This is a genomic window from Pseudoalteromonas shioyasakiensis, from assembly GCF_024518675.1.
Classification (GTDB): domain Bacteria; phylum Pseudomonadota; class Gammaproteobacteria; order Enterobacterales; family Alteromonadaceae; genus Pseudoalteromonas; species Pseudoalteromonas shioyasakiensis_B.
Window position 1 is genome coordinate 1,150,311 of sequence record NZ_JANIGL010000001.1, and the last position, 26,805, is coordinate 1,177,115.

Genomic DNA, 26,805 nt, shown 5'->3' on the forward strand with positions numbered 1-26,805 from the left:
TTAAGAAAATCGACTGTATAGATTAAAATTTATACTAATAATACGAAAGAGCTACTGGACCAAAGTACAGGGATACAAAAAAAGAATGAGTAAATTAAGACCAAAAAAGGTGGTGTAAATTAATTTTTATGCTACTTCGTAATTAGATTTGCAGAAACTAATTTCTTTGTCTAAAACTTAATCAATGATGCTCATAACTGATCTAAGAGGATGCAATGATTAGAAAAAATAGCATAAAGCAAAGTAAAACTATTTTAGCTTTTAGCCTAACTTTAGCCATATTGGGAGTTATTCCTAAAGTGCAAGCAGAGCAAACGTCGCTCATGCCTTTAACCTATGTTGCAGACAAAGCGATATCTAATAACCCTGAGGTTCAGCAAGCATGGCATGCATTTAAAGCATCGGTCTACGGTGTGGATGCAGCACAATCGGGATACTTACCAACCATTGATGCATCAGTGAGTGCTGGATATGAAAAACGCAATTACGGTGTTGAAGATGAATATAACCGTAATACTGCAGAACTCACCTTAGGACAAATGCTCTATGATGGATTTAGAACGTCAAACACCGTAGAGCGTTTCAAGCGACTGCAGCTTGTTCGCTACTTTGAAATGATGTCGCAAGCTGAGCAAGTAGCACTAGAAGCAAGTGTAGCTTATATTGATGTGCAAAAATTTACACGCCTTGTAGAACTTGCCCAACAAAACTTAAAAGAGCACGAATCGGTATACCAACAAATAGAACAAAGTGTTGGCGCCGGTGTTGCTCGCGCTGCCGATTTAGAGCAGATCAGTGGCCGGCTCTCATTAGCTCAATCAAATGTAATGACAGAATACGCCAACCTGCATGATGTGAGCGCTCGCTATTTAAGAGTTGTTGGTGAACTACCTCAAAAAGGGACGACTGAAGCAAAACTAAATGAAGACAGTATTCCTATTTCAATTAATCAAGCACTTGATATAGCATATAAAAATAGTTATGACTTTTATGCATCGCTATATAATATTGCAGCTCAACAAGCAAATGCCCAATCACAAAAATCAGCGTTTCACCCTAATGTTGATTTATCTGCACGCTACGGCACACAAGATCGTGATGAACTTGGTTTTAATGAAACACGTACTGAAGCTCGTGTTGGTTTAGATGTCAGCTATAACCTGTATAAAGGCGGCCTAGATAGCGCCAATCTAGAGCAAGCCTATCAAGAGGTCAACGTAGCAAAATATCAACGCGATCAATCTTGTATCGACATCAGGCAAAGTCTGCAGATAGCCTATAACAATGTAAGAGTACTCGAAAGTAAGCTCCCTGCACTCGAGCAGCATAAGAGTTCATCAAATAAAGTAAAATTTGCTTATAAAGATCAATTCGATATTGGCCAACGAACGCTGCTAGATGTACTTGATGCAGAAAACGAATCATTTCAGTCTACACGCTCTTATATTTCGGCACTTTATGAACGCCAAGAGGCAATTCTGACTATGTTAGCGCAAATGGGCAAACTTTTGCCTACGCTCAATGTTACCTCAGATAAGTTTCCTAAAGTAAGCGATTTAACCGACGATCCGCTGGCTCACAACCCTGAAACGATTTGCCCAAAATACGATGTAGGTGCAACGCTCAACCGCCAAGCTTTTTTGCAAAAAAAGAAAATGCAAGATAATGCCTACATGAGCGTGACTGCAATGCCTCGATACTTAGAAGCGCCTGCGCTCAATACCACATTAAACAGTATGAGCGATTTTCAAGATGATGATGGTGATTCAGTGGCAAACGAAAACGATGACTGCCCAGCCACCCCCTCATTTACAGAAGTGGATGAAGTTGGTTGCACTAAATACAAAAAAGATTCTGCCAATGTAGAGATTGGTATCCCTTTTTCTGCTGATTCCAGTGAGGTACGTCCGCAATATATGCAAGAAATACAAAGGCTCGCAGATTTTTTAAGCCAACATCCAAATAAAAAAGTTGAAATACAAGGCCATGCATCATTAGAAGGGCCTGCATTATATAATCGTAAACTATCTGAGCAACGGGCTTTCTCTGTCGCTCAAATACTGACTCAGCAATACGGCATCAGTCCGAGCAGGGTCAAATCACTCGGCTATGGTACTGACTCTCCTAAAATTCAAGAAATATCTGTACGTGCAAATGCCGCTAACCGCCGCATAGAGGCCATTATTACCGACGACAGTGGCGGTCTAGCGGCAAGCAACGGGTTCTGATCAGACTAATCATTTTTACTCTCTAAATTACAACGTTGGCCATTACATGGAAATAGATGATTTAACAAACCATGGCGGCGTATTAGTAGATTGTCTTGCTATTTTATGCCATTACCATGACCGCGAATTTTCTCGCGAAACGATATTAAGTGGTTTACCTCTCGAACAAGGTAACCTTACCCCTTCAGGCTTTTCACGGGCAGCTAAACGCATTGGCTTTAAAACAAAGGTGGTCAATAAGCCACTAACAAAAATAAACACGGCATTATTACCTGCTATTTTATTGCTAAGTGACAACCAAGCTTGCGTGGTGACTTCTTTAGATCCCGAAACAGCTACAATGGAAGTTATTTACCCAGAGTTAAGTGACTCTGCGGTGCAGCTAAGTATTGAACAATTGAGCCAAAATACGACTGATATTATTATTTATGCACAACCTGAGTTTGCCTTTGATGCTCGCTCACCAGTGCTACAAAAACTCTCTAAAGATGGCTGGTTTTGGGGAGTCATCAAAGAATGTCGCTCACTTTATAAAGACGTTATTATTTCAGCGATTGCACTTGGTTTACTATCTATTGCCATGCCGTTATTTGTTATGAATGTATACGACCGAGTGGTGCCAAACCAAGCAACAGAGACACTGTGGGTTTTAGCTATTGGGGTTTTAATTGCCCTTACTGCAGATTTAGCTCTGCGACTAGTACGCAGCTATTTTGTCGAACTTGCAGCAAGCCGAATAGACGTAAAAGTGTCGGCAGTGATCATGGAACGTGTTTTGGGCATGAAATTAAAAAACAGACCAAATTCTGCAGGCTCCTTTGCCAGTAATATTCAGTCTTTTGAAGCTGTAAGAAGTTTTTTTAGTTCAATCACTTTAGTTGCGCTTGTGGATCTGCCTTTTGTGTTTTTATACATCATAGTAATTGCCATAATCGGCGTTCCTTTGAGTATTCCGATTATTGCAGGCGCTTTATTTTTACTGTGTTACGCATTAGCAGCGCATAGAAAATTAGAAGCTTTTTCTGAACAAACAATGAAAGCAAGCTCGATGCGCAACGCTACGCTGGTTGAAAGTCTAACTAATATTGAAGACGTAAAAAGTTTTCATAGTGAATGTAAAACCCAAGCTATTTGGGAAAAATCAACCATATTTATCGCCCGTATAAATGCACAAAGCAGGCTTATATCTGGGTCTATTTCAACTACGGCCACCTGGGCTCAACAATGTGTTGGCGTCATTATTGTTATTATCGGTGTTCATCTCATTATCAATGGTGATCTAACCCAAGGCGGGTTAATTGCTGCTTACTTATTATCGTCTCGAGCTATGGGGCCAATCGGGCAATCTGCGGCGGTTTTGGCCCAATTTCATCATGCAGCAATAGCTATGCATTCTCTTAACGAGATCATGGAGAACGAGGTTGAACGCCCGCCTGGAAAACACTGGGTAAGTCACCCAATATTAAGAGGCGATATTCAATTTAAAGACGTACGCTTTAAGTACTCAGATGAAAGTAATGATGCGCTATCAGGTATTAATATAACAATAAAAGCAGGTGAAAAAGTCGCTATTTTAGGCCGTAATGGCTCAGGTAAAAGTACACTTGAAAAACTTATATTAGGGCTTTACGAACCAACATCTGGGTCAATTTCTATTGATAATAGCGACATTCATCAAATTGACCCAGCCGAACTGAGACACAATATTGGTTATGTGCCGCAAACAGTTTCTTTGTTCTACGGTACTTTAAAAGACAATATCACCCTAAGTGCATGGCATGCTAAGGACGAACAAATTATTTCTGCCTGCGAAAAAAGCCAACTTTTTGAATTAATTAATTCTCATCCGGATGGGTTTGATCTACAAGTCGGCGAACAAGGCAGGCTATTATCTGGTGGTCAACGACAAGCGGTAGGCATTGCCAGAGCGCTTATAAATGACCCACCAATACTTATTTTAGATGAGCCAACATCTGCCCTTGATCATAATAGTGAAGCAAAAATTATTGCGAGCTTAAAACAACACAGTGTTGATAAAACCTTAATTGTAGTTACTCACAGAACTTCGCTATTAGAACTTGTTGACCGCATAATTGTATTAGACCAAGGAAAGGTATCAGCCGATGGCCCCAAAGATAAAGTCATCGCTTCACTTAACAAAACACCTGTGGAGCGTGCTTCATGAGTGAGAAAAAGCCGCCATTAGAGCAGCGTTCCTTCGAGTCGATGGAGCGGGCTATAGCAGCCAGCAAAGGCCACAAACCTTCAATATTTAATGGTTTATTTAAAAATTGGTTATCACCGCCAAACAACCAAGACTGGGTAGTGGATGCACAATGGGAAAAAATGCAACAACAACCTGCACAGGCGCGATTGCTGTTATATTTGATATGTTTGAGTATGTTGCTGTTAATTGTTTGGTCTGCGTTTGCAAGTCTAGATGAGGTAGCTCGTGGTGAAGGACGAGTGATCCCATCCAATAAATTGCAACTTGTACAATCTTACGATGGCGGCATGGTAGAACAAATCAACGTACGTGAGGGGCAAGTCGTTAGTGTCGGTGATGTATTAATCAAAATCGATCCTACTCGCTATATCTCAAGTTTTCGTGAAAATCAGGCTAAAGTACTCTCTCTCAGTGCCAAAGTTACCAGGTTAAAAGCACTTACGCAAAAGCAGCCTCTAACTTTTGATGAGCAACTAAAAATAGACTCCCCCGATGCAGTTATCCATGAGCAGGCACTTTATCTGAGTAATAAACAAGAATTAGATCAACAAATCAGTATTCATAAGCGCCAATTAGAGCAACGCCGACAAGATCATATCGAAGCCCAAGCCGCATTAAAGCAGCATACTGATGCTCTGCGATTAATATACCGGGAGCTACAAGTTACCCGCCCATTATTAAAATCAGGCGCTGTTTCTGATATCGACATCATCCGCTTAGAACGCCAAGCCATTGACCTGAAAGGTGAAATAAGCAGAACAAAAGCGGTGATAAATCGCAGTCTATCAGCCATTAATGAAGCAAAAAATAAAGTCGCGGAAGTTGAGCTAGTGATGATAAATCGATGGAATAATGAATTATCTGAAGCGTTATTACGCCTTGAATCGATTAAAGAAACTGAATCAGGTCTGGCGGATAAAGTCACCCAAACTGAAATTAGATCGCCGGTGAACGGCACTGTTCAGCGCTTAATGGTTAATACTGTCGGCGGCATCCTGCAACCAGGTAGTGACGTATTAGAAATAGTACCTCTGGATGATCAACTCATTGTAGAAGCGAAAATACCGCCTAAAGACATTGCTTTTCTGCGCCCAGGGCAAGCAGCAATGATAAAGTTTACCGCTTACGATTTTGCCATTTATGGTGGTTTACATGCCGAAGTGATACAGATCAGTGCTGATACAATTACCGATGAACGAGATAACACTTTTTATTTAGTGCAATTAAAAACCAATAAAAAACAATTTGCCGATGACCTTACCATTATCCCAGGCATGACAACCCAGGTAGATATAATTACAGGCAAAAAAACCGTCTTAGAATACTTACTCAAACCTGTATTGCGGGCTACCTCACTGGCCATGACTGAACGCTAAGCCTTAACCATTAGCCTTAAACGGGAGTTATAATGCGCTCACACATCTTTATTAGCACAGCTGAACTTGTATCTCCACATTGGAGCAATGCTTATCCTAATTGTGAGATCAAACAATTAGCGCCTAAGCATGTTACAGCTGATAGTGTAATTTGGATTTTAGCGGGAATGCCACAATGGTTAGAAATAATTGCTAGGTATAGCAAAAACCGCATTCCAGTGATCGTTATGGCAAAAGAGCTCAATATTAATGAGCTCGGTGCCGCACTAAAAATGGGTGCTAGAGGGTATGTTGAAGCCTTTGCAAGTCAGGTTATTATTGAGCAAGTAGCCGACACGACACTCAGTGGTGGTATTTGGCTACCCGGGCAATTATTGTCTAACTTAGTCGGCGCTCTATCTGAACAACCGATCAATTACAAACATGATTGTGACTTAAACTGCTTAACCAAACGCGAGCGTCAAGTTGTTGATATTGTAGTTACAGGTGCAACAAACAAACAAGTAGCTAAGCAACTAAAAATCACCGAAAGAACCGTTAAAGAACACATGAGCTCTGTGCTCAATAAATTAAACGTGCGCGATCGTATGCACCTAATGTTAGCCGTTAAAGGCAGCTAACATTAAAAGCTATATAGACGCTGTTAGTTATCTTGCTCTACAGTCTCATCTGTCGGCTGCGAGACAACACCATCAAAGCCAAGTGATTGCAACATGGTTAAATCATCAGGGTTATTAACCCCTTCTGCAATAACCTTAATTCCAATTGAATGCGCCATTGAACACACTCCCCGCAAAAACGTTTGGTTATCTTGGCTATAACTTATATTGTGGCCATAAATACTATCAACCTTTATCATCTCAAGACCCAGCTCTTGTAATTTATCAAGCTTGGTAAATGCAGAGCCCACTCTTTTGAGCGCAACTTTAGCGCCCATACTGTTTACTTGCCCACAAAAGTCTCTAAAAATTTTCAACTCGGCAACAGCTATACTCTCTTTTATATCAAAACAAATGTGCTTTGCTAAATCAGGGAAGGCTAAAAGATAAGTTAAGATTGCAGCAAGCGCACTATCATCAAGTAATGTTTCTTCTGATAACTCAACAGAAATCAATTTTAAATCTTCACGTTCATCAAACACTCTAACTAAATATTTGATTATTCCCCAATCTAACCGAGATAGTAATTTTAATCGCTTAGCCCAGTGGTAATAATAACCATGGCGGTAGAGCTCGCCATTTAATAATAAGCTCAACGTTAGCTGATTATGCAACAATTTACCGTTAAAACTGGTAACCGGATAAAGCATAATATCTAAATCATCATTATCCAATGCTTGTTCAATGGCCTCACGCCAACTATCTGGATTATCAAATAGCTCACTTTTGTTTTTATTGTCAGTCAGTTCAGCTTGAGTTGTTTGTTCACTTGAAGCAACTTTTAATAAGTTATCCACCCGTTTCAACAAAGTAAAACGGGTATCTTTACTCTCAATAAATGTACAACTATGTGGCACTGCTAAATCAACACCTTGATACTCACTTACCAATGTTTTATGCAGCTGTAATATCCGCTCACTAAGTAGTTTTAAATCATCAATGTCTGTCAGCAAAACAGTGAAGTCGGTATGTGACATACGCGCGATATGATTTTCAGAGAAACGATCTTCGTTTTCTTCTAAAAAGAGAATTAACGTTTTAGTAAAACGCCGTAAAAAGTCAACCATTTCAACTCGTCCCAACCGCTCACTAATTTGGTCTAAGTTCATCACTCTAAATAAAAACAACGCACCATGTGCATGATCTTCTGATTGTTTTAACTGCGCCTCTAAGGTGGCAGAAAAATACTCTCTATTTGCTAAACCGGTTAATTCATCATGCTGGCTTTTAAATCTAAATTCTTCTAAACGCTTTTTGTCTTCTTTAATTATTTGACTAAAGCGACTAGAGAGTTGATTCATCGAACTTACAAGGCGAGCAAATTCATAAGTATGTGGTACTTTTGATTTTATAAAACGCTTATTGCCTAATTCACTGGCCTGATACACCACATCATCCAATGGCCGTAATATTCTTGATAAAAAGTAGCTGCTTGCAATACAAGCCACTATTGCTACCAATAAGAAACTAAAAAATAACCTCACCGCGCTTTGCCATAAAGCCTGCTCTGTATACTGGCTATGACTTTCTAAAAATACAGTGCCAAACTGGCTCCAACCATCATTAACTTGAGAAACCCCAGGCGCAACATCTAAGTGATATAGGTGGTGAAACCAATCAGGTGTAGAAGTATCAAAATCGCCACTGAACACCCGCTTTGCGATGACTTCCCCGGTTGGGTCTTGTAACTCAATTCGCTGATAGTGACCGGTATCAAAAGTAGCAGAAATAAGTAACTCTAAACTTACAGGATCTTTCTCCAACTGGCTTATCATTAAGGCTAAATTGTTAGCATTATCTACATTTTTTAAATACAACTGAGATGAAAAGTAGTTTTTTGCTGAATAAGTACTAATCAATAAACTACTGATAAAGCCAACAAGTATCACCACCAGTATGGCAAGCCACAATTCTTGCCGAAGCGTGATACTGCTTTTTCTATTACGTTTAAATAAGGAAAAAAATGCCATTACCACATAACTCCTTCTCGTTGTGTTTGCTCTAATATCCGACGCCAACGCGATAAACGAGCTGTTGGGTTCGCAACACTTTTGGTTGAATTATTTGCCCATAACCCCTGACTATTGAAACTAAATACAGGGCTTAGATCTGTCCTTTTTGCCGCAGGTAGTACTTTTGTTATTAAACTATCAAGAATAAGAGGTTGAGCATTGGGGGTAACAAAATAACCCAGCACCATATGGGCCTGCGTTCTATTTGAACGGGGCCCACCGATTTGTGCTTTAACATAGATAAGCCTTAGCTTATTGTCATCAACACCTAGGGCTCGCAAGCTGATATATTTAGCAATTGCATAATCTTCGCAATCCCCCAAGCCTTTACCTAAGGTTTCAAGTGGCGTCGCCCAATAATCTTTTTGTTGCCAGAGCTGAATATCTGTTCGATAACGTAAGTTACGAGCAAAAAAGTCATTTACGATTAAAATTTTTTGTTGTTCAGGTTTGTTTTGTGATTGCACCAGCATGGTTTGCCAGCTCCGTGCAACCGCCAGCCTTGAAGGTCCAAACTGTTGATTAATTTGCTGAAAAAACACATTGAATTGAATAGGTAAACGGGCAGCGAATACCAGGCCATTAAGTACTACCAGCAACAATATAATTTGCCAAATATAGCCTTTATAACCTACAGGCCAAAGCCTGAGCTGCTTTACAAAAGCGTGCACAAGCAAAGCCACATAATAGCTGTTAAAAAATAAGTAAAACCTTTTCGTGCCACAGTTTTAGATCAAAAAGAATTGTTAAACAAAGCATAGCACTTAGGGATAAATATGAGATATTTTGACTAATAGTAAGTTACTTTTTTCACTTCTCGTGGCTTGATTTCACCGATATACAAATCGTGTACACGTTTCATATCAAGTCTAAGCTCTGTCGCGTAACTGTCACCCACTGGGTAGCTTTTGACTACTTGGGCGCCCTTTATGATCCCTTGCACCTGGCTTTGTAACTGATCATTTTGTGCAATACTGCCTTGCACTGTGGTCCCTGCGGTAATTTTTTGCCCATATACTTGCTCAGCAAGCTCACGATATGCTTCAAGCTTAGACGCCTTCAAGGCCATTAACGAGCGTTGCGATTCGTTTTCACCGGGTTGTGCACTGATTGGCGCATAACCTACAGCTTTTAAAACGGGGTAGCTGTCTGGCTCTATATAGCTGTATTCAACATGTTTATCAAAAATGCTACTACAACCTGCTAAACTGAAAAAGGCTAAAGTTAAAAGAACAATACGCATAAGATCTCACGTTAAAAAATGGTTTTATAGTGCTCTCAATGCACAATCAATGCCATGTTCTTGTGTGACTCTTATATTTTAAACAATTGGTATAGTCCTTGCGTAACAAGAGCAATTAACCAATATAATGGCGTGGACGTTTGAGATGAAAAAACTATTTACTTATGCTGTATCTGCAGCGTGTATTGCTCTATGTATAAGTATGAGTGCTCATGCACAATGGTTTGAATCAACAGGTCACGCAAGCATTAAAAACAACGATATTGCTAAAGCAAAATCGGTTGCCATCAAAGACGCTATCACTCAAGCGCTAGTATTCTCAGGGGCGCGAGTTACATCGATGCAAACCTTAGTTGATGGCGTACTCACCCAAGACCAACTAAAAATAAACAGCCATGGTGAAATACAAAAAATTGAAATGATCAGCGAAGACAGACATGGCGATCAATTTGCAATTACTCTACGTTTAGATATTTTCCCACAACAAGAGCATTGCCCAGCAAGTAACTTTAATAAGTTTGTTGCGATAACTCAAACTCAACTGAAAAACCGTGAACAAGCCAGAATGGGTCAAATTTTTGACATCAATAAAGCCACCAGCGAAAACCTGTATAACACGTTAAACGAATCACCAATAAGTACGCGCCCTACCGCTTACTTTAACTTCCCTATCCGTGTGAGTGAGTTTTTTACCCAGCAGTACGATTACAGCAACGCTCTACTTGAAGAAATTGCCTCTCGCAGTAATTCACAATATGTGTTGCTGAGCCAAATAGTGGATATATCGAATAGTGATAAACTTAATAATAGTTATGCGTTTTGGCAAGATGAAACCTATAAACGTGCATACAATGTTGATTTTGTATTATTTGATGGCACCACCTACGAACGACTTTGGCAAAAAAGCTACCGTGGCCAAGGCATATGGCCGTTTGAAAAAACTGAATTAATCGATGTCTTCAGCGAAAAATTTTGGCATTCTGATTACGGACAAACGATTACTGATATCAACCAAACACTTAGTTATGACCTGCAAGCTGCGATGGCCTGCCTTGAGACCCAAGGCAAAATTTTACATATTGAAAACGATAAATTAGTGATTAATTTAGGTAAAGCGCATGGGCTTGAAAAAGGGCAAATTTTAAATATTGCCCACCATAACTACTTAACCGACGTCGCTGGCAATAAACTGCCAAACCTTATCACGACTCTAAACCAAGTTCAGATAGAGCAGGTCTATCAGCAAAGCGCGGTTGCAACCAGTGTGGATAAACAGCCACTGCCTAATATTCAAATTAACGATATTGTAGAATTAGCTAAGTTATCACTTTAGTGAGCTGTTTACGTAAACCTGGATGCTCACTAAGCCATTTAGCTAATAGTTCAACACCAGCCAAGTGCGGGTAATGCTTACGAGATGCCAACACTACACTGCGTTGCTGAGTAGGGAATATGGGCAAATACTTGATTCCCTCACGCTCAGCAGCTGCAAGCTTAGGTACAAACGTTACACCATCATCCATAGCAACCAGCGCCAATAAGGTCTCTAAGCTATTTCCTTGGTACTCATGTGACACATCAACGCCTGCGGCAAAACAAAAGCGCTGCGCTTGATCTCTAAAACAATGGCCATCACTGAGCATTAATAAACTACATGCTTTTAGCTCATCTAGAGCAATTTTGCTGCGCTTAGCAAGCTTGTTTTGTGCTGATAATGCCACCAAAAAATCTTCTTTATATATATTAACTGTATGATAAAGCTTGAGTTCAGACACATCTGCTAGTATTGCAATGTCTAACTCACCGCTATCTAGTGCGGCTAAAATAGTGCTCGTTTGCATTTCCACAAAAGCAAACTGACTATCAGCAAAAGCTTCTTTCATAGAGGTGAGTAAGGTTGGCAATAAATACGGCGCAATGGTTGGGATAATGCCAATTTTTACTCTACCCTGTAATGGTGCGCTCGAGGTTGCCGCTAGCTCTTTTAATATTTGGGTTTGCTCTAACACTAACTTTATTTGTGTCAACAAACGTTCACCTTGCGTCGTTAAAGTAACTTGCTTAGTAGAACGGTCAAATAATGTAACACCCAGTTCTTGTTCTAGCTTTTTAATTTGTCCGCTCAAAGTCGGCTGACTCACATAACAGGCGTCTGCCGCTTTACGAAAATGTTTGTAATGAGCAACCGCTTTTACATATTCAAGATCTTTTAAATTCATAGTAAGGCCAAACTAATAGGTATTATCTATCATGGTAATACAAACAAACGATTGGAGCTATTATAACTTTCACGACATAATGGCTATCAACAAATCAAGAGGAACTAAAAACATGTTAAACAATATTGAAGGTCAAACAATTCCACAAGTTACATTCGCAACTCGCGTAAACGATGAGTGGAAATCAATCACATCTGACGACATTTTTAAAGGTAAAACTGTTGTTGTATTTTCACTACCAGGTGCATTTACACCAACCTGTTCATCAACTCACTTACCGCGCTATAACGAATTAGCGGGTGTACTTAAACAAAATGGTGTTGATGATATCGTATGCGTATCAGTAAACGACACCTTTGTAATGAACGCTTGGGCACAAAACCAAGAAGCACAAAACATCACTTTATTACCCGATGGTAACGGTGAATTTACTGACGGCATGGGCATGTTAGTAGACAAAAATGACCTAGGCTTTGGCAAACGCAGCTGGCGCTATTCTATGCTGGTTAAAGACGGCGTGATTGACAAAATGTTTATCGAGCCAGACTTACCAGGCGACCCGTTTGAAGTATCAGATGCAGACACCATGCTTGATTACATCAACCCTAAGCAAGTAAAACCAGAAGCCGTTAGTATTTTTACAAAACCGGGCTGCCCATTCTGTACTAAAGCAAAGGCACTACTTGAAGAAAAAGGCTTAGTGTTTGAAGAAATTACTATGGGTGCTGGTGCATCACTAACAAGCCTAAAAGCAATTTCAGGTCGTGAAACCGTACCACAAGTATTTATCGGCGGAAAACACATTGGTGGCTCTGACGATTTAGAAAAATACTTTGCTTAATTAAGTAATCCTTTAAGCACATAATTAGGGGCATTAATGCCCCTACTTTTACCTTTTACGTACCCATTTTATTAACTTATTTTGAAAACCAGTTTTTTAATAAAATTGGTATCACACAAGGACACCACGATGAAAGAATTAAACACAGATGTTGTTGTAATTGGTGCTGGTACAGCAGGCTTAAGCGCATACCGTAACGCCAAACAATACACCTCAAACGTACTTATGATCGAAGCCGGAGCGTATGGCACTACTTGTGCGCGTGTTGGGTGTATGCCAAGCAAATTGCTTATTGCGGCTGCCGAAGCTGCTCACTCAATCGAAACCGCCCCCGCATTTGGAGTACATAGCTCAAAACCCACTATCAACGGGGTAGAGGTTATGGCACGTGTGCGCAGTGAACGTGACCGCTTTGTTGGCTTTGTCGTAGAGGCTGTCGATGAAATCCCAAGTGAAGATAGAATTCGCGGCTATGCAAAGTTTTTAGATGCTAATAGAGTACAAATTGACGACCACACAATCATTAACGCCAAGCGCTTCGTGATAGCAACAGGGTCTCGCCCTGCTTACCCTGGGGTATTTAATAACTTTGGCGATAAATTAATAATTAATGACGACGTATTTAACTGGCAAGACTTGCCCGAATCAGTCGCCGTATTTGGTCCTGGTGTTATTGGCCTTGAAATCGGCCAAGCCCTGCATCGGTTAGGTGTTAAGGTAAAACTATTTGGTGTTGGTGGTGCAATCGGCCCTATTACAGACCCTGTTATTAAAGATTACGCAAATACCGTATTTGCTGAAGAGTTTTTTGTAGATACCGACTCAAACGTCTCAGATATGAAAAAAGTAGGCGACAAAGCGCAGCTTACTTATGTTGATAAAAACGGTGACAAACAAACTGAACAATTCGATTTTGTACTCGCCGCCACTGGCCGCATACCAAATACTGATAAGTTGGGTCTTGAGAATACCGGTATTGAACTTGATGAACGTGGCGTGCCAATCGCTGACAAACACACTATGCAATGTGGCGACTCAAATATATTTATCGCGGGGGATGCCAGTAATATGATCCCGCTGTTACACGAAGCGAGCGATCAAGGCACTATTGCTGGGCAAAATGCGGGGCGTTTTCCTGATGTACGTATCGGCCTGCGTCGTACACCAATCGCTGCGGTATTTAGCGATCCACAAATAGCCATGATAGGTGAAAGCTATAAGCAAATAACCGAGCGCTTAGGTGAATGTGGTTGCTTTGAAGTTGGCGAAGTCAGCTTTGAAAACCAAGGCCGCAGCCGTGTAATGCTAAAAAACAAAGGCCATATGCGGGTATACGCAGAGCAAGGTACTGGTTTATTTATAGGTGCCGAGTTTATCGGCCCACAAGCTGAGCACATAGCACATTTACTTGCATGGGCGGTGCAAAACAAAATGACCGTACCACAGATGCTCGATATGCCATTTTATCACCCAGTGATTGAAGAAGGTCTGCGCACCGCCCTTCGTGATTTAAATGCCAAACTTAAATTTGGCCCAGATATTATAAACCACTGCATGGAATGTGGACCGGGGAGCTAGGTTGCTAGGTTGCTAGGTTGCTAGGTTGCTAGGTTGCTAGGTTGCTAGGTTGCTAGGTTGCTAGGTTGCTAGGTTGCTAGGATAAAATATAACCAATAATCAAGGAGGTCTAGGCCTCCTTTGGTATTATTGGTTAACTCTATCACCATGACTTGGCGGCGTTGAGGTAACAATAAAAACCAAATCGTCCTCACCATAATTACATAGTTGATGAACAACCCCCTTTAACTTACTGTGCTACATATATGCTACACAGAAATTAAAAAAAGAACTTAAAACTGTAACCTATTGACTTTATTGGTAGCCCCTGCAGGAATCGAACCTGCAACTGCCCCTTAGGAGGGGGCCGTTATATCCATTTAACTAAGAGGCCACATTCGAGCTGATAGCTGATAGCTGATAGCTGATAGCTGATAGCAAAAGTATAACGGCTTATCCTGATTTTAATCAAGCTGTTAAAAAGAGAACTTAATTAATTTAGGCTGACGCGTTTGAGGTTTATATCGTCGTTATTTAAAACATAGTACGGCAGTAGTTTTTGACTGCTGGCGATAACACGCTTGCTTTGTACATCAATAACCCGCGTATTCACCTCTACCCCACTGCTACGATAGATTAAAGTACCGGATAACACATGACTGGCGATACGTTTGTTAGCTAGGTTTTCAATATCCCGTGAAAATACAAAATCACCACGTTCGTTCACTAAGATTTGATCTGTGGTTTTAAAGTCAACTACGCCATAGCCAAACTGCTGTAACTGATAAATAAACGACTCAGACAGTTGATTACCTAATTGGCTGCTGTTATTCAAGCTTGCATCTAAATCTACAAAAGAGGTGACTGCAATCGCTATATCTTGCTCTGATTGCATAGTATCAACTAAATCCAACGCCATTTGCTCTACATAGTGAACCAAAGTTTTATGATGATTTAGCGGCGTAAATTGAGTTGCATCTTGATATTCTTGCTGCTCACTTAATTGTGCTTGGCGTATCAGCTGATTTAAGTCATAACCGCCCGCTGTAGTCTGGGGTTTCTCTGTTACTGGTTGTTGCGTTGAGTTATCAAACGTACTACAACCAGTTAAAAGCGAGACCATTAAGCTAAAACTTACACATGCAGCATGCTTAGTTAAGATTGCCATATTAAATTCACTCGTTTGCTTGTTTGAGCATCACACCGTCGGTGCGGTAACTACTGTCTAGTGCATCAACGACAGACTGTGGAATAAAGCCTTGTGCTGAGCCCACAACTGCTTTGCTGGTTAATCCAATAATACGAGCATTTACAAGAACACCACCCTGATGGTTTACCATAGTGCCAGCTAATACATAATTAAAGTTTTGATCTTGGCTCAGCTCTAAATAATCACGACTAAAAACAAAATCACCACTTGGCGTGACCCGCATATAATTAGTAGTTTTAAAATCAATAACAGGCACACCAAAGCTATGCAACTCATGCATAAAGCTTTCAGAGATTTGATTCCCTAACAAAGTCCCATCATTGTACTCATCATCAAGATAGATAAAGCTTGCTACTGCTAAAGGGGTTTTAGTGTTTACATACTGCAGGTTCTCAGCCATATCTTGCATAATACCGCGGACATAATGATTAATATTTTTGCGTGTTGGTCGACTTATTTGGCTGTTATCATTCATCACTGCTGCATTTTGATAAAGTGAGCTACTTTGTCCAGGCTCTGCCACGGCTCGTTGTGTTATCAGTTGAGGCGAGTTGTCTTGTGCTGAGGTACTACTGTCATTCATAATTTGCGAACAACCAATGCCCAGAGGCAAACATAAAGTAAGTATAAAGCGTTTCATGAAGGCTCCTAATTAGTATTCGCTACGGTAGATATAACCACCACGTTGCTGAATTTTTTCATCTCCCCACATTACATTGATAGGGATTTCTGTGCTTGCGGCAGAGGCAATTACATTATCTTTTGTATCCACCATTCGAGCATTAACAATATAGGCATGTTGTTGCCGTGTAAGCGTGCCTGTTATTACGTAGTCAATATTCTGACGTTGACGTAGCTTAGTAATATCTCTGCTAAGCATACTATCGGCAGATGCAGATAAATTAATAGTGTTTTCTAAACGGTATTCAATAATGTTGTAACCCAACTGAGTGAACTGAGTGATCAAACTTTCTTGTATTTGCTGGCTCAGTCCATCGACTTGGCCATTAGCAAGGCCTGTTTCGAGCTCATCTGCTAGGTAAAAGCTGGTTACAGCAATACGTGCAGAGCTTTTAAATGGCCCATTAATATGACTAAGCTGGGTACTTAAATCATTCACATATTGATGCACAGTATAAGCAGACATGGCCGGTGTTTCGACTTGGCTTGGTGTCTTTTCTGGCTCATCACTGGTTAAACTACAAGCGGTGAGTGAAAGCGAAAATAAAATAATTAAAAGGCGCATATTTGCCATCCTCTAAAAGCATGGCAAATATAAAGCAATAATTATGCCTATTTATTGAGTGTATGGAGTATCAGTGTAATTACTAACTAAACAATCTACATTAAAGCTTTTAAACGTTTGGCAATCCGCCAAGGCATTTTTATAATACTTATAAGCGCCAAACTTGAGCCTATAGACATGCGTGTTTTGCACCATCGCGGTTTCAACATTAGTGATAAATCGGCCCTGAAACAAATTAGGCGCTTTATTTTTTAATGACGATAAACTGGTTGTTAAATTATCCCTGTTGTTAACTGATGCAATTTGTAGTGAAAACTGCCATTTTACATGCTCACCTTCAGACACATTTTTGCCATCATCAGTCATACTCATAAGTGGGAAAGGCTGTGTTGCCCTTTTGGCAATCAGTGAAGAGCTTTTTATGTTTTGATAAGAATAAAATAAATCATCATCGGGTGCTCGCAGAACATAATTACGCTGAGTTGGTAATTTACTTGCCTCACTGATAGCAATCTCAGTCTTGCTATTATCAATGTAGCCGCTTGGAACATTTTGGCAGCTCAAAAGCATTAAGCCAACCGATATAAGTCCAACAAAGGAAAATAAACGAGTGTGGTAGCGCATAAACTCCTAGCCTGTACAACATGCAATCTTCATCACAGCCAATTGCATAACAATAAATTAGTCACTAGTTCCATTTAGCAATTACTAGTTTTACAAAGACAAAAATAAAGACCTTTTAACCAGATTATATTATTAAAATGTTAATTTCTATACTTTACTAAAAAAGCAGAAAAAATCATTAGTCTCTATAATGGGTTTATAACTATGTACTCAGCAATGTTGATCAAAGATAAAAATGATAGCTGATAATCTAATGAGTTGTGATTCAACTATTGAGGGCTCTAAATAAAGTCCTCATTACGTGTCGTTTTCAACTATGATGAATTCATAGTTTAATACTTATAAAAACAAAAAAAGTGCCATTTAGGCACTTTCTTACAATTAATTCAGTTAAGTTTATTTAACTAAGTCTTTAATAAACGACCCTAAATCATCTTTAAATTCATCACGACGAAGAGCAAACTCAATTGTCGCTTTTAAATAGCCCAATTTACTACCGCAATCATGGCTACGGCCTTTAATTGCATAAGCTGCAACGGCTTCTTTTTCCATCAGCATCGCGATAGCGTCAGTTAATTGAATTTCATCGCCTGCGCCCGCTGGCGTTTTAGCAAGTAACGGCCATATATTTTTACTTAAAACATAACGCCCAACAACCGCAAGGTTTGACGGGGCTTGATTCACAGGAGGCTTTTCAACCATATTTAAAATACGAGCGCTTTGCCCTTGGCCTATCTTTTCGTCACCTAAGTCAACGACACCAAACTTGTTAACGTCTTGCATTGGTACTGGCTCTACCATTATTTGGCTTTCACCGGTTTGCTCAAAGTGAGTGATCATTTCAGCGAGATTGTCTTTTTCTAAGTTACTTTCGTAATCATCAATGATCACATCAGGCAATATCACCACAAAAGGTTCATCACCAATAATAGGTGCCGCACAATTAATTGCATGACCAAGGCCTTTAGCTTCACCTTGGCGTACCTGAATAATGGTTACATCTTTAGGGCAAATTGATTGCACTTCTGCTAATAATTGTCGCTTTACACGTTTTTCAAGCGTGGCTTCTAATTCAAAGCTGGTATCAAAATGGTTTTCAATTGAGTTTTTACTTGAGTGCGTAACCAAAACAATTTCTTTAACGCCAGCAGCAATCGCTTCGCTCACTACATATTGAATTAGCGGTCGGTCAACAACTGGTAGCATTTCTTTTGGTATCGCTTTCGTTGCTGGCAACATACGCGTTCCTAGGCCTGCAACAGGGATAACAGCTTTCATTAGTCTCTCCTTAAGTGGGTATTATTCTAATTTAATTAGCCTAGGTCATATTAGCATGCTAATTTGACCGTTCGCTTAATACCATTAGATTTACCAAATTATACTGAAAATGGGTATTTAATAGCGTCATGGTATTGGTAGCCAATCACTTCAAAGTCGTCTCTGGTTACCCATGTTTCAATGTCTTCTAATGTTTTTATTTTTGGGTTGATATGTAATTGCGGTGAGTCAAATGGTTCACGCTTTAATTGCACATCACGCATTAATTCTAGCTGATTTTCATAAATATGCGCGTTAACAATTTTATGATACGCCTTGCCTGCTTTATGCCCTGTAATTTGTGCTACTAAAGCAAGCAAAACAAAACATTGGATTTGATTAAAGTTCAAGCCAAGTGGCACATCACAGCTACGCTGATACGAGGTTAAATAAAGTGTATCACCTAAAAGTGAAAATGTATGAGTATGCATACAAGGGCGTAAGCAACCTAGCTCAAATTCACCCGGGTTATAAAAGGTGATTATCTCGCCTCTATCATCTACACCGTTTTTAAGGTTATCGATCACTTTTTTCAACTGATCTAGCGGCGTGCCATCTGGGCGCTGCCAATCACGGGCTTGCACGCCATAAACGCGCCCCATGTCGTCTTCACCCTTTCGATTAGGGTTATTTAGCCATGCTTGGTTTTCGTTAGCATTTGCATCCCAAGTCATGCAGCCTATTTCACGAAATTGCTCAGCACTGCTATAGCCACGTAAATAACCTAATAACTCTGCAATCGCGGCTTTATAATAACTTTTACGTGTAGTGATCATCGGAAATTTGTTATTCGCAACGTCGTATTCAAGCTCGGCGTTAATGACGGTTAAGCAACGTGTTCCGGTACGTTTATTTTCAACCCAGATGCCTTCATCAACTATTCGCTGACATAATTCTAAATATTGTTTCATTGTTCGCTCTTCTTAGGCTTTCTTTGCAGTCGCTGGTTGTGGCTTGTTATAGGCCCATAATATCAAACCAAGGCCGCCGATGATCATCGGCAACGATAAAATTTGCCCCATAGAAATAAATCCGCCGAACAAACCTAGGTGTGCATCAGGCTCACGGAAGTATTCAATGGCAAAGCGAAACACGCCATAACCTAATAAGAACAATCCACCCACACTCCCTGCTGGACGTGGCTTTTTAGTGAATAGATAAAGAATAATAAACAGTACTAGACCTTCAAAAAAAGCTTCATAAAGCTGCGATGGGTGACGCGCAAGTGGCCCACCTGTTGGGAATACCATCGCCCAAGGCACATCAGTGGTGCGCCCCCAAAGTTCACCATTAATAAAGTTACCAATACGTCCTGCAAGTAAGCCTACTGGTACTAACGGCGCGACAAAATCCCCTACAGCTAACAATTGCTTTTTACGAGTCCAAGCAAATACACAAATAGCGGTGATCACACCTAATGTACCACCATGGAATGACATACCACCTTGATCAATTCTAAATAAATACAATGGGTTTTCTAAAAAGTAGCTAAACTGATAAAACAGTATATACCCTATTCGGCCACCAAGAATGACCCCAAGCATACCGTAAAAAAGTAAATCGCTAACTTCTTCTTTTGTCCAGCCTGAATTAGGCTTTTGTGCTTGCCGATTTGCCCACCACATAGCAAAGGCAAAACCAATTAAATACATTAAACCGTACCAACGTACGCTCAATGGACCAACCGAGAAAATAACGGGGTCGATTTGTGGAAACTCAAGAGCCATAAAAATTAAACCTTAACTAAACACCATTTGCAGTGCGATAATAACCAATAATACTGCGAACGCTTTTTTAATCGTCGCAACGGGTAAATAATGAGTCGCTTTTGCACCGATTGGTGCCATAAACCACGAAGTGATTACTATACCTAATAATGCCGGTAAATAAACAAATCCTGCAAAGCCATGTTCTAAATCAGTCACTTTCCAACCGGCAGAAACATAACCAACAGAGCCAAATAACGCAATGACTATACCGCATGCAGCGGCACAACCAATGGCCTTTTTAATATCAATGGAAAAGTGGTTTAACAACGGCACTATAAGTGCCCCACCACCAATACCAATTAGCCCTGACAGCCCCCCCATTATTGCACTTAAAGTGCCAATAATAGGCCCGCTCGGCATTACATTTTGGCTTTGCTCAATTTTGCGGGTTGAAAGCACCATTCGAGCGGCAATAAACACCACACTTGTAGCAAAAACACCGCGTAGTAATTGTTCGGGGATATAACTGGCGGCAAAGCCACTTATCAGAGCACCTAAACCAACTCCTCCCATAACCCATGGCGCAATATCCCAAGGTACATTATTATTTTTATGATGAGCAAGCGCTGAAGAGGTCGAGGTAAATAAAATAGAGGCAAGGGAGGTGGCTATAGCAACCACTAGTACATGATCTGCAGATGCAACATCAAAGTTTACTAATAGTACACTTAACACTGGCACAATGATCAAGCCACCACCTATGCCGAGTAATCCAGCTAAAAATCCGACTATGCTCCCTAAAATTGCACAGCTGGCGATCAGTAAAACTAAATCATGCATAGCACACTCTTATAAATAAAATTGTTATATGCATATACTAATGGATTATAACGTATGTTCACAGCTAAAATTGTGGCCTTGTTTAACTATGATTTGGTGTGTAAAACAATTCACCAAGCTTATGTTCAATCATAAAGTTTCGGGTTAAGCGCAGTACTTGTTTAGCCGTTGATTGTGCTAAACATTCTGTAAGTAGCGCTTCCATATCAGTGACTTTTAAACGCCTTAGTACCCATTTCACCTTACTTAATGATGAATTATTCATACTTAAACGCCGATAACCCATAGCAATGAGTAAAATAGCGCCTTCTGGGTCGCCACCTAACTCACCACATAAACTTAATGATAAATCGTGCTGATTACATTCCAAGGCCACTTTTTGCAGCACCCGTAGTACAGCAGGATGATAAGGGTTAAATAAGTCTGCAACCCGTGCATTTGAACGATCTACGGCGAGTAAATATTGGGTTAAATCGTTACTGCCCACAGAACAAAAGTCTACTTTTTTCGACCATTCTGGCATCATAAATACACTTGAAGGAACCTCTAGCATCACGCCAATTTCTGGGCGTTCAATAACCTGCTCAGGGTATTGCTCTTCAAGCTCAAAATAAGCTTGCTCTAATAAAGCTAATGACTCATCAACTTCTTCTGTACCACTGATCATCGGCAGCATTATTTTTAAATTACCCAAGCCAATATTCGCTTTTATCATCGCTTTAAGCTGATCTAAAAATAGCTCAGGATGATCTAGGGTGACACGTATACCGCGCCAGCCCAAAAATGGGTTTTCTTCAGTGATATCAAAGTAATCTAAAACCTTATCACCACCTATATCTAGCGTTCGCATGACGACGGGCTCTGGGTGATAACTCGACAGTACTTCTCGATACCAATCTTCTTGCTCAGCTTGCGAAGGAAACTGGCCTTTTTGCATAAACCACGCTTCAGTACGGTATAAGCCAACGCCATCACAGACCTTAGTATTTGCAGTTTCAGTATTAAGATCTAAACCAGCATTCAGTAGCAAGCTAATATGCTCACCGTCCAAAGTAACCGCTTCACACTCTTCTTCAGCAATGAACTTATCGTTTAATAAGGTTTCTTGGTACTGTAATTGGCGATACTCGTCTTGCAGCATCTGCGATGGAGAGATATATAAACGCCCGGCATAGGCATCTAAAATCATCAACTTAGTATCTAGTTGCAATAATGGTACATCTTCGATACCCCAAATAGCCGGAATACCCATTGCACGCGTTAAAATAGAGGCATGGCTATTAGCAGCACCGTTCACACTGACTACACCAGCCAAATGGCCTTTGGGTACTTCTGCCAGCATCGCAGGCGTTAACGTATTAGCGATTAATACGGTGTCTTTTGGGTAGCTTTTAGCTGCGTGCTCAGTATTAACTAAATGATGTAATACCCGTAAACCAATGTCTTTAACATCAACAGCGCGCTCTTTAATGTAAGGATCTTGCATAGCGTTAAATTGCGCAATAAGTTTTTCAATCACGATTTTTAACGCACTTTTAGCACACCAACCTTGTTGTAATTGCGCTTCTACATTTTGCCCTAAGCTTTTTGCATCTAATAATTGCTGATATACATCAAATACAGCGAGTGCTTCTTTAGGGATAGAATCACTGAGTGTCATTGATAAAGTATTAAATTCTTTGCGTGTAGCAGATACAGCTTGGCTAAATAAGCGCTGTTGCAATACGGTGTTATCGTCTTTTTTCAGCTCTATGGATTTAAAGTCAAGCTTTGGAATAACCACATAAGCTTGACCGATTGCGATCCCAGGAGCACTTGATACCCCTTTTAGCACCGAGGTTTGATGAGATGACTCATCTTGACGTAATACTTCTTTTATCTCAGCATGCGCTAGTTGCGAAGCCAACTGAGCAGAAAGTGTAATTAAAAAGGACTCTTCATCTTGGCTAAATACGCGGGCTATTTTTTGTTGTACCACAATAACGCCAAGTACTTTCTTTTGATGTACAACAGGCACCGATAAAAAAGCGTTAAAGCCTTCTTCATCCACCTCAGGGGAGAGCTTAAATCGCGGGTGCGATTTAGCAAATGCAATATTGATTGGCTCTTCCCGTTGTGCCACTAAGCCAACTAAGCCTTCAGTAAAGCCAATTCTAAATTTACCCACAGCCGCCGGGTTTAAACCTTGGGTAGCCATAAGAACAAAGTCATCTTGGCTGTAGTCAGCAAAGTAAATAGAGCAACACTCGGTTTGCATGGCCTCTTTCACCATTTTAACAAAGCATGCTAAAGCGCTATCCAAATTCGCTTGTTGCGATACGGATTCTGCAATAGCTCTGAGTGTTGCTAGCATAGCTGTCCTTATCTACCTTTATGTCGCCATGAATCTTTTGACTGTTCACGCTTGTTAAATGGCATTGCGAACGGTGCAAACTCTTTCATAACGCGGCGATATACATCACGCTTAAAAGAGACCACCTGACGCACAGGATACCAATAACTCACCCAGCGCCAATCATCAAACTCAGGGTGGTGTGTTTTTAATAAGTCTACATCTTCGTCTTTACAACGAAGCTTCAGTAAAAACCATTTTTGTTTTTGCCCAATACACACCGGACTAGAATCACGGCGGATTAATCGTTTGGGTAATTTATAACGTAACCAATGTTTTGAACTTGCGACAATTTCTACATCTTCCGGGCGCAAGCCGACTTCTTCGTGTAATTCACGGTACATTGTTTGCTCTGGCGTTTCACCACTGTCGACACCCCCTTGCGGAAACTGCCAAGAATGTTGACCATAACGCCTAGCCCAAAAAACTTGTCCCTGATTATTGCAAATTACAATTCCGACATTGGCACGAAAACCTTCGGCATCAATCACCTTAGTGCCTCATTTGTAAGTCGATTTTTAACGATTGTTCCACATTAGGCGCGTTACGGCAAACACTATTATAGCCAACTAAGGTTCACTAACAAATTTGCCAGCTAATTCAGTGCAATATTTAATCATTCATGAGGTATCACAAGCAATTACTATCGTTATGCTTAAGACGGCAAGGGTTTTACGCACTTTACTCACAGCTTGTGCATAACTTTAGCTTATAGCGGTTATTTTGCAAACAAGTCCACAATAAGTGATCTTCTAAAACGCCTTTTCCACAGATTCTGTGGATAACGTTGTTCATATATCTGTATTTATCCCCGTAAACAATTTATTATTATTATTTCGCTGTATTTGTAAAACAACAAAAAACATTAAAATCATTAACTTACAAAATAATTCACCCAGTTAAGTCCTGTTCAAAAGTTAACTTTAAAATGGCGAACAAAAAACAGGCAAAGGCAGAGATATCCACGGTTACACACTTTTGCTATCATGATGAATGAATTTATACAATAGAATAAAGTGCAATGCGAGTTAATAAACCACAGTCAATCAATGAATTAATGCAACGTGTGAGCAACATAGCAGGCATGACATTGGGGCAACTAGCGCAGCAGTATCAATTTAAAACACCTGACGATTTACTACGTGAAAAAGGCTGGACGGGTCAACTTATTGAATATGTGCTTGGTGCAACGGCTGGCTCAAAACCCACCCCTGATTTTGAAGAACTAGGCATTGAGCTCAAAACACTGCCAATTTCTTATAAGGGCAAGCCCCTTGAAACCACCTTTGTCTCTGTTACGCCTTTGCTCAATGTAACAGGCATGACATGGCAACAAAGCCACGTTCGTAACAAGTTAAACCATGTATTATGGCTACCTATATTAGGAGAGCGCGATGTTATTCCCTTTGACCGAACCATTGGCAGTGGCTTTTTGTGGCAACCTACTGCTGAGCAGGATGCGCAATTACAACGTGATTGGGAAGAACAAATGGAGTTAATTGCACTTGGCAGAATTGATGAAATTTCGGGTCACTTAGGTGATGTAATGCAGATTCGTCCAAAAGCCGCCAATAGTAGAATTGTCACCGACGCCATAGGACCAAATGGAAAAATTATAAAAACCCTCCCCCGCGGTTTTTACTTAAAAACCAACTTTACTAGCGAAATCCTAAAGCAACAGTTTCAGCTGTAAAAATAAATGAAAAGCACAATGTAAAATTACGCCTACAAAACAAAAATCCCCGCCTGAGCGAGGATTTTTAAAAGTTTAAAACAGCAGCTAAAGCTTACTGACCTTTAACTTCTTTTAAACCGTTAAATGGTGCTTTAGAACCTAGCACTTCTTCAATACGAAGTAGTTGGTTGTACTTAGCAACACGATCAGAACGGCTTAATGAACCTGTTTTTATTTGGCCTGCAGCAGTACCCACAGCAAGATCAGCAATTGTTGCATCTTCTGTTTCACCAGAGCGGTGAGAGATAACAGCTGTGAAACCTGCATCTTTAGCCATTTTAATCGCAGCTAAAGTTTCAGTTAATGAACCAATTTGGTTGAATTTAATTAAGATTGAGTTAGCAATACCGTTGTCGATACCACGCTTTAAAATCTTAGTATTTGTAACAAATAAATCATCACCTACTAACTGAACTTTATCGCCCATTAATTTAGTTTGATGTGCGAACCCATCCCAATCTGACTCATCAAGGCCATCTTCGATAGAAACAATTGGGTATTGCTCAGTAAGCTGTTGTAAGAATAAGTTAAACTCTTCTGACGTGAACTTTTTACCTTCACCTTTAAGGTCGTAGATGTTTGCTTCTTTGTCGTAAAACTCAGAGGCAGCACAATCGAGTGCTAAGGTAATGTCTTTACCAAGCTCATAGCCTGCATTCGCAACAGCAACTTTAATTGCAGCAAGTGCAGCTTCGTTAGACTCAAGGTTTGGTGCAAAACCACCTTCATCACCAACTGCTGTAGAGTGGCCATCAGCTTTAAGTACTTTTGCAAGGCTGTGGAATACTTCAGCGCCCATGCGTAGTGCTTCACGGAAGTTAGCAGCGCCAACAGGTTGGATCATGAACTCTTGAATATCAACAGAGTTATCAGCGTGCTCACCACCATTGATGATGTTCATCATTGGCAATGGCATAGAATACACACCTGGCGTACCGTTTAAGTCAGCAATATGTTCATAAAGCTCAACTTTTTTCGATTGCGCAGCCGCTTTTGCAGTTGCAAGTGATACAGCAAGAATAGCATTAGCACCTAATTTTTCTTTATTTTCAGTGCCATCTAAATCTAACATTACTTGGTCAACAGTGCTTTGCTCTAATGCATTTTGGCCTTCTAATGCGCTATTGATTTCATTATTAATAAAACCAACTGCTTTTAAAACACCTTTACCTAAATAACGTGCTTTATCACCATCACGTAACTCTAGTGCTTCGCGAGTACCTGTTGATGCACCAGATGGTGCAGCAGCGCGACCCCAAGAACCGTCAGCTAAATGTACATCAGCTTCAACAGTAGGGTTACCACGCGAATCCATAATTTCGCGACCAATCACTTTTACGATATTTGACATCTCGATTCCTCTTTTCCCA

At 40.3% G+C, this 26,805-nt stretch carries 23 protein-coding genes and 1 tRNA gene; 8 read left to right on the plus strand and 16 right to left on the minus strand.

The annotated features are described in order from the left end of the window. Positions 1 to 215: 215 nt before the first annotated feature. Genes NQT69_RS05040 through NQT69_RS05055 form a run of 4 tightly spaced genes read left to right on the plus strand, consistent with a single transcriptional unit; the run spans position 216 to position 6,451 of the window. On the plus strand, positions 216 to 2,228 hold the full coding sequence (locus NQT69_RS05040; protein WP_256826582.1) for a TolC family outer membrane protein: 2,013 nt from the start codon (positions 216 to 218) through the stop codon (positions 2,226 to 2,228). Between the two features lie 46 nt (positions 2,229 to 2,274). After that, positions 2,275 to 4,413 (plus strand): type I secretion system permease/ATPase, encoded by a 2,139-nt coding sequence (locus tag NQT69_RS05045; protein ID WP_256826583.1) that lies wholly within the window; start codon positions 2,275 to 2,277, stop codon positions 4,411 to 4,413. Continuing rightward, positions 4,410 to 5,831, plus strand: coding sequence for an HlyD family type I secretion periplasmic adaptor subunit (locus NQT69_RS05050; RefSeq protein WP_256826584.1), 1,422 nt, complete (start codon positions 4,410 to 4,412; stop codon positions 5,829 to 5,831). The genes NQT69_RS05045 and NQT69_RS05050 overlap by 4 nt, the downstream gene beginning before the upstream one ends. 32 nt (positions 5,832 to 5,863) lie before the next feature. Then, complete coding sequence (locus NQT69_RS05055) at positions 5,864 to 6,451, plus strand: response regulator transcription factor (protein ID WP_256826585.1); 588 nt, start codon at positions 5,864 to 5,866, stop codon at positions 6,449 to 6,451. A 23-nt stretch (positions 6,452 to 6,474) separates the two neighbouring features. Here the strand turns inward: NQT69_RS05055 and NQT69_RS05060 are convergent, their stop codons facing one another. The 3 genes from NQT69_RS05060 to NQT69_RS05070 all read right to left on the minus strand — a co-directional run bounded on the left by NQT69_RS05060 (position 6,475) and on the right by NQT69_RS05070 (position 9,745). Next, positions 6,475 to 8,460: a bifunctional diguanylate cyclase/phosphodiesterase gene (locus NQT69_RS05060; protein WP_256826586.1), complete on the minus strand. Its 1,986-nt coding sequence runs from the start codon at positions 8,458 to 8,460 to the stop codon at positions 6,475 to 6,477. Then, complete coding sequence (locus NQT69_RS05065; protein WP_256826587.1) at positions 8,460 to 9,173, minus strand: transglutaminase-like cysteine peptidase; 714 nt, start codon at positions 9,171 to 9,173, stop codon at positions 8,460 to 8,462. The genes NQT69_RS05060 and NQT69_RS05065 overlap by 1 nt, the downstream gene beginning before the upstream one ends. A gap of 119 nt (positions 9,174 to 9,292) precedes the next feature. Further along, on the minus strand, positions 9,293 to 9,745 hold the full coding sequence (locus NQT69_RS05070; RefSeq protein WP_256826588.1) for an LPP20 family lipoprotein: 453 nt from the start codon (positions 9,743 to 9,745) through the stop codon (positions 9,293 to 9,295). Between the two features lie 145 nt (positions 9,746 to 9,890). Here NQT69_RS05070 and NQT69_RS05075 point away from each other — a divergent pair, with 145 nt between their 5' ends. Beyond that, the gene (locus NQT69_RS05075; RefSeq protein ID WP_372822926.1) at positions 9,891 to 11,078 is read left to right on the plus strand and encodes a flagellar assembly protein FlgT; all 1,188 of its coding nucleotides are present in this window, start codon (positions 9,891 to 9,893) and stop codon (positions 11,076 to 11,078) included. Here the strand turns inward: NQT69_RS05075 and NQT69_RS05080 are convergent. Next, on the minus strand, positions 11,062 to 11,964 hold the full coding sequence (locus NQT69_RS05080) for a LysR substrate-binding domain-containing protein (RefSeq protein ID WP_256826589.1): 903 nt from the start codon (positions 11,962 to 11,964) through the stop codon (positions 11,062 to 11,064). The two genes, NQT69_RS05075 and NQT69_RS05080, sit on opposite strands and share 17 nt — an antisense overlap. 112 nt (positions 11,965 to 12,076) lie before the next feature. Between NQT69_RS05080 and NQT69_RS05085 the strand changes: the two genes are divergently transcribed. Both NQT69_RS05085 and NQT69_RS05090 read left to right on the plus strand, forming a co-directional pair. Beyond that, positions 12,077 to 12,805: a glutathione peroxidase gene (locus NQT69_RS05085; RefSeq protein WP_256826590.1), complete on the plus strand. Its 729-nt coding sequence runs from the start codon at positions 12,077 to 12,079 to the stop codon at positions 12,803 to 12,805. 129 nt (positions 12,806 to 12,934) lie between these two features. Continuing rightward, positions 12,935 to 14,383, plus strand: a complete 1,449-nt coding sequence (locus NQT69_RS05090) for a dihydrolipoyl dehydrogenase (RefSeq protein ID WP_256826591.1) — start codon at positions 12,935 to 12,937, stop codon at positions 14,381 to 14,383. Positions 14,384 to 14,681: 298 nt separating this feature from the next. On the opposite strand, the gene NQT69_RS05095 is transcribed toward NQT69_RS05090, so the two are convergent. The 11 genes from NQT69_RS05095 to rppH form a co-directional block, all read right to left on the minus strand. Continuing rightward, positions 14,682 to 14,756: transfer RNA gene (locus NQT69_RS05095), tRNA-Arg, on the minus strand. 99 nt (positions 14,757 to 14,855) lie between these two features. Beyond that, positions 14,856 to 15,530 (minus strand): FlgO family outer membrane protein, encoded by a 675-nt coding sequence (locus tag NQT69_RS05100; protein WP_256826592.1) that lies wholly within the window; start codon positions 15,528 to 15,530, stop codon positions 14,856 to 14,858. Positions 15,531 to 15,537: 7 nt separating this feature from the next. Beyond that, positions 15,538 to 16,212 (minus strand): FlgO family outer membrane protein, encoded by a 675-nt coding sequence (locus NQT69_RS05105; protein WP_256826593.1) that lies wholly within the window; start codon positions 16,210 to 16,212, stop codon positions 15,538 to 15,540. 12 nt (positions 16,213 to 16,224) lie between these two features. Next, positions 16,225 to 16,818 carry a FlgO family outer membrane protein gene (locus NQT69_RS05110; RefSeq protein WP_256826594.1) on the minus strand — a complete coding sequence of 198 codons (594 nt, stop codon included), beginning with the start codon at positions 16,816 to 16,818 and terminating at the stop codon, positions 16,225 to 16,227. A 51-nt stretch (positions 16,819 to 16,869) separates the two neighbouring features. Further along, entirely contained in the window at positions 16,870 to 17,442 is a 573-nt protein-coding gene (locus tag NQT69_RS05115) for an SPOR domain-containing protein (protein ID WP_256826595.1), read from the minus strand. Between the two features lie 396 nt (positions 17,443 to 17,838). After that, on the minus strand, positions 17,839 to 18,720 hold the full coding sequence (gene galU, locus NQT69_RS05120; protein WP_256826596.1) for a UTP--glucose-1-phosphate uridylyltransferase GalU: 882 nt from the start codon (positions 18,718 to 18,720) through the stop codon (positions 17,839 to 17,841). A gap of 98 nt (positions 18,721 to 18,818) precedes the next feature. Continuing rightward, complete coding sequence (locus NQT69_RS05125; RefSeq protein ID WP_256826597.1) at positions 18,819 to 19,670, minus strand: thymidylate synthase; 852 nt, start codon at positions 19,668 to 19,670, stop codon at positions 18,819 to 18,821. A 12-nt stretch (positions 19,671 to 19,682) separates the two neighbouring features. Then, positions 19,683 to 20,486, minus strand: a complete 804-nt coding sequence (gene lgt / locus NQT69_RS05130) for a prolipoprotein diacylglyceryl transferase (protein ID WP_256826598.1) — start codon at positions 20,484 to 20,486, stop codon at positions 19,683 to 19,685. Positions 20,487 to 20,498: 12 nt separating this feature from the next. Further along, the gene (locus NQT69_RS05135) at positions 20,499 to 21,308 is read right to left on the minus strand and encodes a sulfite exporter TauE/SafE family protein (protein WP_256826599.1); all 810 of its coding nucleotides are present in this window, start codon (positions 21,306 to 21,308) and stop codon (positions 20,499 to 20,501) included. Between the two features lie 82 nt (positions 21,309 to 21,390). After that, positions 21,391 to 23,661 (minus strand): phosphoenolpyruvate--protein phosphotransferase, encoded by a 2,271-nt coding sequence (gene ptsP / locus NQT69_RS05140; RefSeq protein ID WP_256826600.1) that lies wholly within the window; start codon positions 23,659 to 23,661, stop codon positions 21,391 to 21,393. A gap of 8 nt (positions 23,662 to 23,669) precedes the next feature. After that, positions 23,670 to 24,191: an RNA pyrophosphohydrolase gene (gene rppH, locus NQT69_RS05145; RefSeq protein WP_256826601.1), complete on the minus strand. Its 522-nt coding sequence runs from the start codon at positions 24,189 to 24,191 to the stop codon at positions 23,670 to 23,672. A 530-nt stretch (positions 24,192 to 24,721) separates the two neighbouring features. Between rppH and mutH the strand changes: the two genes are divergently transcribed. Beyond that, positions 24,722 to 25,393: a DNA mismatch repair endonuclease MutH gene (mutH, locus tag NQT69_RS05150; RefSeq protein ID WP_256826602.1), complete on the plus strand. Its 672-nt coding sequence runs from the start codon at positions 24,722 to 24,724 to the stop codon at positions 25,391 to 25,393. Between the two features lie 94 nt (positions 25,394 to 25,487). Here mutH and eno read toward each other — a convergent pair whose 3' ends face one another. Continuing rightward, positions 25,488 to 26,786, minus strand: coding sequence for a phosphopyruvate hydratase (eno, locus tag NQT69_RS05155; protein ID WP_256826603.1), 1,299 nt, complete (start codon positions 26,784 to 26,786; stop codon positions 25,488 to 25,490). Positions 26,787 to 26,805 lie beyond the last annotated feature (19 nt).

What these genes read in the sequence shown, in the direction of transcription:
- NQT69_RS05100 (WP_256826592.1), bottom strand. Translation starts at nt 15,530, where the DNA reads ATGGCAATCTTAACTAAGCATGCTGCATGTGTAAGTTTTAGCTTAATG.
- NQT69_RS05090 (WP_256826591.1), top strand. Translation starts at nt 12,935, where the DNA reads ATGAAAGAATTAAACACAGATGTTGTTGTAATTGGTGCTGGTACAGCA.
- NQT69_RS05135 (WP_256826599.1), bottom strand. Translation starts at nt 21,308, where the DNA reads ATGCATGATTTAGTTTTACTGATCGCCAGCTGTGCAATTTTAGGGAGC.
- ptsP (WP_256826600.1), bottom strand. Translation starts at nt 23,661, where the DNA reads ATGCTAGCAACACTCAGAGCTATTGCAGAATCCGTATCGCAACAAGCG.
- NQT69_RS05115 (WP_256826595.1), bottom strand. Translation starts at nt 17,442, where the DNA reads ATGCGCTACCACACTCGTTTATTTTCCTTTGTTGGACTTATATCGGTT.
- eno (WP_256826603.1), bottom strand. Translation starts at nt 26,786, where the DNA reads ATGTCAAATATCGTAAAAGTGATTGGTCGCGAAATTATGGATTCGCGT.
- mutH (WP_256826602.1), top strand. Translation starts at nt 24,722, where the DNA reads ATGCGAGTTAATAAACCACAGTCAATCAATGAATTAATGCAACGTGTG.
- galU (WP_256826596.1), bottom strand. Translation starts at nt 18,720, where the DNA reads ATGAAAGCTGTTATCCCTGTTGCAGGCCTAGGAACGCGTATGTTGCCA.
- NQT69_RS05125 (WP_256826597.1), bottom strand. Translation starts at nt 19,670, where the DNA reads ATGAAACAATATTTAGAATTATGTCAGCGAATAGTTGATGAAGGCATC.
- NQT69_RS05110 (WP_256826594.1), bottom strand. Translation starts at nt 16,818, where the DNA reads ATGCGCCTTTTAATTATTTTATTTTCGCTTTCACTCACCGCTTGTAGT.
- NQT69_RS05070 (WP_256826588.1), bottom strand. Translation starts at nt 9,745, where the DNA reads ATGCGTATTGTTCTTTTAACTTTAGCCTTTTTCAGTTTAGCAGGTTGT.
- NQT69_RS05055 (WP_256826585.1), top strand. Translation starts at nt 5,864, where the DNA reads ATGCGCTCACACATCTTTATTAGCACAGCTGAACTTGTATCTCCACAT.
- NQT69_RS05080 (WP_256826589.1), bottom strand. Translation starts at nt 11,964, where the DNA reads ATGAATTTAAAAGATCTTGAATATGTAAAAGCGGTTGCTCATTACAAA.
- NQT69_RS05085 (WP_256826590.1), top strand. Translation starts at nt 12,077, where the DNA reads ATGTTAAACAATATTGAAGGTCAAACAATTCCACAAGTTACATTCGCA.
- lgt (WP_256826598.1), bottom strand. Translation starts at nt 20,486, where the DNA reads ATGGCTCTTGAGTTTCCACAAATCGACCCCGTTATTTTCTCGGTTGGT.
- NQT69_RS05050 (WP_256826584.1), top strand. Translation starts at nt 4,410, where the DNA reads ATGAGTGAGAAAAAGCCGCCATTAGAGCAGCGTTCCTTCGAGTCGATG.
- NQT69_RS05045 (WP_256826583.1), top strand. Translation starts at nt 2,275, where the DNA reads ATGGAAATAGATGATTTAACAAACCATGGCGGCGTATTAGTAGATTGT.
- NQT69_RS05075 (WP_372822926.1), top strand. Translation starts at nt 9,891, where the DNA reads ATGAAAAAACTATTTACTTATGCTGTATCTGCAGCGTGTATTGCTCTA.
- NQT69_RS05060 (WP_256826586.1), bottom strand. Translation starts at nt 8,460, where the DNA reads ATGGCATTTTTTTCCTTATTTAAACGTAATAGAAAAAGCAGTATCACG.
- NQT69_RS05105 (WP_256826593.1), bottom strand. Translation starts at nt 16,212, where the DNA reads ATGAAACGCTTTATACTTACTTTATGTTTGCCTCTGGGCATTGGTTGT.
- NQT69_RS05040 (WP_256826582.1), top strand. Translation starts at nt 216, where the DNA reads ATGATTAGAAAAAATAGCATAAAGCAAAGTAAAACTATTTTAGCTTTT.